This is a genomic window from Terriglobales bacterium, from assembly GCA_035624455.1.
Classification (GTDB): domain Bacteria; phylum Acidobacteriota; class Terriglobia; order Terriglobales; family Acidobacteriaceae; genus DASPRM01.
In genome coordinates this window covers 45,750-52,546 of the sequence record DASPRM010000108.1, presented here as the reverse complement: position 1 = coordinate 52,546, position 6,797 = coordinate 45,750, and the positions used below count along the sequence as shown (strand labels likewise).

General features: G+C 58.6%; 6 protein-coding genes. All 6 read left to right on the top strand.

Annotated features, from left to right (window positions below):
- The first annotated feature begins 73 nt into the window (after positions 1–73).
- The 6 genes from VEG30_12210 (at position 74) to VEG30_12185 (ending at position 6,797) form a co-directional block, all read left to right on the top strand.
- A complete protein-coding gene (locus VEG30_12210; protein HXZ80689.1) occupies positions 74–1,420 on the top strand; it encodes a hypothetical protein in 1,347 nt (448 codons plus the stop codon).
- A complete protein-coding gene (locus VEG30_12205; protein HXZ80688.1) occupies positions 1,417–2,631 on the top strand; it encodes a glycosyltransferase family 4 protein in 1,215 nt (404 codons plus the stop codon). The genes VEG30_12210 and VEG30_12205 overlap by 4 nt, the downstream gene beginning before the upstream one ends.
- A complete protein-coding gene (locus VEG30_12200) occupies positions 2,625–3,434 on the top strand; it encodes an FkbM family methyltransferase (protein ID HXZ80687.1) in 810 nt (269 codons plus the stop codon). The genes VEG30_12205 and VEG30_12200 overlap by 7 nt, the downstream gene beginning before the upstream one ends.
- A gap of 16 nt (positions 3,435–3,450) precedes the next feature.
- Entirely contained in the window at positions 3,451–4,719 is a 1,269-nt protein-coding gene (locus tag VEG30_12195) for a glycosyltransferase family 1 protein (protein ID HXZ80686.1), read from the top strand.
- Positions 4,720–4,732: 13 nt separating this feature from the next.
- The gene (locus VEG30_12190) at positions 4,733–5,806 is read left to right on the top strand and encodes a glycosyltransferase (GenBank protein ID HXZ80685.1); all 1,074 of its coding nucleotides are present in this window, start codon (positions 4,733–4,735) and stop codon (positions 5,804–5,806) included.
- Between the two features lie 82 nt (positions 5,807–5,888).
- A complete protein-coding gene (locus tag VEG30_12185) occupies positions 5,889–6,797 on the top strand; it encodes an ABC transporter permease (GenBank protein HXZ80684.1) in 909 nt (302 codons plus the stop codon).

Genomic DNA, 6,797 nt, shown 5'->3' with positions numbered 1-6,797 from the left:
CTCAGGTCCGCGGACTGTTGGCGAACTCGCCGACACCTCCGTCCTGCGTCAGACGGGGAGCGGAGACTGACCGATGGCATACCTGTTGTGCGCCCTGGCACTGATCGGCACCTACGTTGCTGCCCGCCACTCGCTGGTTCGGGGCCTGCTGGCTGTGATCGCGACCGGCTACTTCTACGGCATCATTCGGGCCAACGTTATTCACCCCGCTTCTCATTTTCTTTTTGATTTCTCAGTAGTTGGTCTTTACGGCGCCCAGATCAACCGTTTGATCCGCCCCTTCGCCAGCCTTGATGGCCAAAGGCTCAGGCACTGGGTGCTGCTGCTCATCACCTGGCCTCTCATCCTGTTCTTCGTCCCCGTTCAGGACCCTCTGGTGCAACTGGTGGGATTGCGCGGCAGCATCTTCTTGATTCCTTTTCTGCTGGTGGGAGCGCAAATCCGCACTGATGAAATCGAACAAATTGCACTCTGGCTGTCTATCTTGAACCTTGTCGCCTTCCTTTTCGGGGCGGCAGAATTTGTAATGGGCATCGAACCCTTCTACCCCTACAGTGCAGTTACGCAGCTCATCTATCGCAGCAACGATGTGGGCAGTGCGGGAGCTCATCGTATTCCGGCGATCTTTGCCAATGCCCATGCCTACGGCGGCACCATGCTGGTGACTCTGCCCCTGATCGTCGGTTCCTGGGTACGCGAACAGTCCGGTATACGCCGGCGGCAGCTTCTGATGGCGGGCATCGTCACGGCGATGCTGGGCATTTTTCTGTGTGCTTCACGAACCTCTTTTCTGCTGCTGATGGTGCTGTTCTGCGTTTTCACTTTTTCTACCCGCGTCCGCCCAATCTATCGAGTGGCCTGGCTGTTGATCGCAGCTTTGATCTTTTGGGTGGTGTCCTCCCAGGAGCGCTTGCAGCGCTTTGCCAGCCTGCGGGACACCGAATTTGTCACCGAGCGGGTGCGGGGAAGCGTGAACACCTCCCTGGTCGACGCTATCGTCCAATACCCTTTTGGCAATGGATTGGGAGGCGGAGGCACCAGCATGCCGTTTTTCCTTGCCTCTCGCGTGAACAATCCTCTCATTATCGAAAGCGAAATTGGCCGCATTCAACTCGAGACGGGCGTGCTCGGGCTGTTCTCCTGGGTATTCTTTCTGCTCTGGGTCTTCACTCGACGCCAGGGGAACCCGCAGCTTCCCATGTTCCTGGGCCGGCGGCTCGCCTACTTTGCTGTGCTGGCTTACGGCTCGATGGCATTCATTGGACTTGGGTTATTCACTTCGATTCCGGCATCGGCTTTCTTCCTGATGGAGATGGGTTGGATTGCGGTTTCCTGCAGTGAGGGAGTGCTGGAGATGCATGGAGCCCGTGGATTGCTTTCTCCAGAGCTTATTCTTTCTCGGACGGCGGGAGTTTCATGAAGGAGCGTACGCCTGCCCAATCCGCTCCCTGGGTCTTAGTGGCCGGCGATTTCCGCCCGTTGGGCGGAATGGACAAGTCTAATTTCATGCTCGCCCAGTATCTCGTCGAGCAGAACATCCCCGTTTTCCTCGTGGCCCACTCCGTGGATCCGGCACTACGCGGCCGCGCAGGGGTTCAAGCTTGCATTGTGCCGAAATTCGCGAATTCTTATCTGCTGGCTGAAGGGCTGCTGCGCCGGCGGGCTCGGGAAGTAATCACCGACGTGTGCCGCCGCTGGCCAAACGCCAGAGTCCTGGCCAATGGCGGAAATTGCGATTGGCCCGACATCAACTGGGTGCACTGCGTTCACCATGCCTGGCCCTGCCGCGACCAGGGGGCACCGCTTTGGTCTCGCGCGAAGAATCGGCTCGGCAAATTCCTGGCGCGGCGGAGCGAGCAGTGTGCCATTGCGCGCGCCAGTCTGGTACTGGCCAACTCCGAGCGCACTCGAGACGATCTGATCCGGTTGTTGCAAGTTAAACCCGAACGCGTACACGCCGTGTATCCCGGCGCCGATCCGGAGTCTCGGCCTCCCAGCAGCGAGGAACGTTCGGCGGCGCGGCAGTGGCTCGGGTTCTCCCCCGAGCGCCCTCTGATCGCATTCATTGGAGGCCTGGGGCACGATCACAACAAGGGTTTCGACACTCTGTGGTCCGTTTTTCGCGAATTGTGCAGGATTACCGATTGGGATGCCAACCTCGTGGTTGCCGGTGCGGGAAGAAACTTGCCGGACTGGCGATTCCAGATCGCCGCTTCCGATTTGGAACCGCGGGTCCGCATGTTGGGAGTAACCGATCGTGTGCCTGAAGTTTTGGCCGCCGCCGACCTGCTGGTCAGCCCAGTGCGTTATGAGGGTTTCGGAATGAACGTTCAGGAAGCAATCTGCCGTGGAGTGCCGGCGATGGTTACCGCTTCCGCAGGCGTCGCCGAACACTATCCCGACGAACTCCGTCACCTGTTGATCCCCAATCCTGACAACTGCCGCATCCTGGCGGAAATGCTTCGCCGCTGGCGCAAGCGCATGCCGGAGACTCGGGAAGCCTTCCTCGCCCTGGGTTCCTATCTGCGCCGGTACACCTGGCGCGACATGGCAGAGAGGATCGTGAACATCGCGGCCGATAGTGTTGTCGAAGTCGAAGAGGAAATCGCAAAGGTGGGCTCTGAGTGCTGAGCTTCCTCAAACAGAACTTGCCCCACACCAAGCCGGAATTGTGGCATGACCTTGGACGCGCTATCCCTCGGCAACTTCGTTGGCGCTTGGGGGCAGCTTGTGGCTTGATTCGCACCGAATTTGACGATGCCCTGCTCATCGACGTCGACGTCACAACTCCGGTTGGCCGGGCCATCTACATCTACGGATGCTGGGATTACGCTTTGACTCGCTTGCTTGACACACTTCTCGAACCGGGGATGTGCTTCTTCGATGTCGGAGCTAATGTCGGATATTTCTCCTTGTTAGCCGCGCGCCGTTGCAGCCGAGTGTTTGCCTTCGATCCGGCGCCTGCGATTTACCGGCAATTGTGCTCCAACGTGGCGCTGAATCCAGGCTTGAACATTCACCCCTTTGACCTGGCGCTCTCAGATCAATCGGGACCCGTCGATTTCTGGGTGGCCAACGGGGCGGAGCAGAATGGAAATTCTTCGCTCCAGCGGTGCGACAATTCGGTTCAGATTTCCGTCCAGGCGAGCACCCTGGATGCCTTCGTAGCCGAGCACCGTATCCCAAAAATAGATGTCATGAAGATCGACGTCGAGGGTGCGGAAGATGCGGTATTTCGCGGCGGGGGCGACGCCTTGGCATCCTCTGCGCCCGATATCGTGTTCGAAGCGCTCCCCGGCAGTCACGCCGGCGATCTTCTTTTGCCTTTCGGCTATCGCATCTACGAATTCCGCCACCAGCGGGCCTACCAGGCACGTAACCTTTTTGCTAGCCGGAGACCGTTGACTGCCGCTCTGGCGGCACATTTGAGATGAGGAGATCACCCCGTCCGTGACCCGATCCGCTACATCTAGGCAGATAGCAAGAAAGACATCCACCATTGCCCTGGATTTCCGCTGGCTGGATCGGCTCAACTTCGGCAATGGGCAATATCGCTATTGTGTGGATTTGATCAGCAGTCTCGCGGTCTTACCTCTCGATTTCAACTTCATCGTCATCGGGTCGCAACCATCTCCACCAGAACCCATCCGGTCAATTTTCCAGAACGGCAATTGGTGGCGGTACGTTCAGCTTGCGGATTGGAACATCCGGGGTGGGCAACGGACGTATCCCCTCCGCTACCGCCGGCTCCTGCGTCATCATCGTGTGGATCTCCTGCACAGCCTGCATTCATTTCTTCCACCGCTCTCCGGCGCACGTGCGGTCGTGACCATCTACGACATGATGTTCGAGCTGTTTCCCGAGTATCAGGCTGCCGTGGACTCGAAGCCGTATCGTGCCTTCAAACACGCGGTTCAGTCGACGGGCCCTTCTATCATCGCTATCTCCGAGGCTACGGCAAATGATGTCCACCGGCTCTGGGGAATCCCCAGAGAACGAATATCGGTGGTTTATCTCTGCGCCCAATCCGCCACCGAGCAGGACCTGAGTAGATCCAGTTCCGTGGCGGAAATCGCCGCCAAGCCATTCCTGCTTTCTCCCTACAATCTTGAACCGCGAAAGAATCTGATTTCGCTGCTGCGAGCCATGGCCGACGTGCGACGGCATCATCCGGACGTCCGCCTGGTCCTGTTCGGCCGGGCGGCAGTCACTCCGGAGCGCGAAGAACGATTCCGAGCCGATGTCCGCGAGCTGGGACTGCAGGATCGCCTGGTAATGACAGGCTTCATTTCGGATGAGGAGTTGAGCCTGCTATACCGGCGGGCTGCGCTGTTTGTTTTTCCGTCGCTGTACGAGGGGTTCGGTCTTCCGGTATTGGAGGCCATGGCCGCCGGCGCCTGCACCGTCGTTCGCAACCAGTCCGCCATGGCGGAAATACTGGCAGATGCCGGGGTACAAACTGAAACCCGGGATCCTGCTTTGCTCTCGACCGCGATCCGCTCCTTGCTCGACGATCCCACGCGTCGCGCTGATCTTGGGCACGCCGCCGAGCGGCGCTCGCAACACTTCACTCGCGAAGCCATGGCCAGGAACACACTCGCGCTTTACATGAAGGCATTGGGCCGTGAAGAACAATGGCTGGAGGCAACGCCCGTCACGCAGGAGAGCGACCCAAGCCGATTGGCTGGCTCTGACTTGATTGTGGTCTGCAAAGATTGACTATGGAGGATCGTTGAACCACTCGGGCGTCACGGTAATAATCTGTTGCCACAATTCCAGCGCCCTTCTGCCTCGTACTCTCGAGCATCTTGCACAGCAACGCGTCGATCCGCATATTCCCTGGGAAGTACTGATTGTCGACAACGCGTCTACCGATGGCACTGCCTCTCTTGCGCGGCGACTCTGGCCGGCGGAGTCAAGAGCCAACCTGAGGGTTGTGGAAGAACCCAAGCTTGGTCTTGCCTATGCCCGTGCTCGCGGAATGGCGGAGGCCAGCTACGAGTTCCTCACCTTCATCGATGACGACAACTGGCTCAACCCCAGTTGGGTGCAGTTGGTCTATGCAGTAATGCGTGATCATCCGGAAGTCGGGGCCTTGGGCGGAATCGTTGAGCCGGAGTTCGAGACTGAACGTCCCTCCTGGTTCGCGCCCGTTTCTTATCTTTATGCTTTGGGTCCGGCAGGCGAGCCCTCCGGAGACGTCACGGGCATTCACATGCTCTGCGGCGCCGGGCTTACGGTTCGGAAGTCTGCCCTGGTTGACCTCGACCAAAAAGAATTTCGCTTTATTTCCGTCGGGCGCACTGGCAAATCCCTCGGCTCAGGAGAAGACTCCGAGCTTACTTACTCGCTTCGCCTGGCCGGCTGGCGCTTGTGGATTGATCCGACACTGCGCATGAAACACTTCCTCCCTGAGCGAAGACTGCATTGGGATTATGCGCGGCAGCTTGCCTACTGGTCTGCCTACACTACCCCTGAAAGAGACGCTTTGGTTTATGCCTGCAAACCGCCGCGGAACGGCCTTTTACTGCAAGTGCGCTATCTTCGTGAAAGCTGGATCTGGCAGACAACCAGCATGCTCGCTCAGCTGTTCCTAACGCCCTCCGGCATTTTGAAACGGAGCCTCAAACTCGGCCGCGATGGCGACCCCGATGTTCTGCGCTGCGAATTTTTGCACGGACGTCTTGACGGCCTGCTAGCGGCGCGGCCCTGGTACAACCAGCGATCGTCGGAGGTGCGGCGCCTGATGACCGGAATCCGTGGAGATTCGCCAGCCGGACCGCTGCAGGTCGAGCCAACTCTGTAAACACCCCGGAAGGACTTGCACGTGAGTTTGCCTCCGAAGCGGGCTTTAATTTGCTAACCTCTAGCACAAAGAAAGGAAATCGGTGTCTCAGCCGGTAGCACTCGAACCACAAGAGCTTGCGTCGGTCAGCGACTCCCGCGGCCGTCCGCACGCGGATGCTTTTACGCTACCCGAGCAGCCCGTTCTCACCATCCGCCCCAGTGAGGGCTGGATTTCGCTTGACCTGGGCGACGTATGGGCCCACCGCGAGCTGCTCTACTTTCTTACCTGGCGTGACATCAAGATTCGCTATAAGCAAACCGCCTTGGGCGCGGCCTGGGCCATCATTCAGCCACTTTTCCCGATGATCATCTTCACCTTGTTTTTCGGGAAGCTTGCCCACCTTCCTTCCGACGGCATCCCCTATTCGGTTTTTGCTTACGCGGGACTGCTTCCCTGGACATATTTTGCCAACGCGGTAGGCAGCAGTTCGACCAGCATCATCGGCAGTTCCAACCTCATTACCCGAGTCTATTTTCCGCGCATGATTATCCCCGGGTCAGCCGTACTGGCGGCCCTGGTGGATTTCTTCATTGCCTTCGCATTGCTCGCGGGGCTCATGTTCTGGTATCGCCTGCCCATTCATTCCAGCATCCTTGTGCTGCCCCTCTTGATCGCTCTGGTCACCACGCTCTCACTTGGAGTCGGCATGCTGTTCGCGGGTTTGACCGTGAAATATCGCGACATTCGCTACGCCTTGCCCTTTGCGGTGCAGTTCTGGATGTTCGCCACTCCGGTCATCTATCCGGCCAGCCTCGTGCCCGCGAAATGGCGCTGGGCTCTGGCGTTGAATCCGCTGACCGGCGTGATCGAGAGTTTTCGTTCCGCTCTGTTCGGCAAGCCCTTTCCCTGGCAGGCGCTCCTGACCTCGAGTCTCGTTGCTGTGGCATTACTGGTATACGCCGCCTACTCTTTTCGGCGCCTGGAGCGCACTTTCGCGGACACGATTTAG

What these genes read in the sequence shown, in the direction of transcription:
- VEG30_12210 (HXZ80689.1), top strand. Translation starts at nt 74, where the DNA reads ATGGCATACCTGTTGTGCGCCCTGGCACTGATCGGCACCTACGTTGCT.
- VEG30_12205 (HXZ80688.1), top strand. Translation starts at nt 1,417, where the DNA reads ATGAAGGAGCGTACGCCTGCCCAATCCGCTCCCTGGGTCTTAGTGGCC.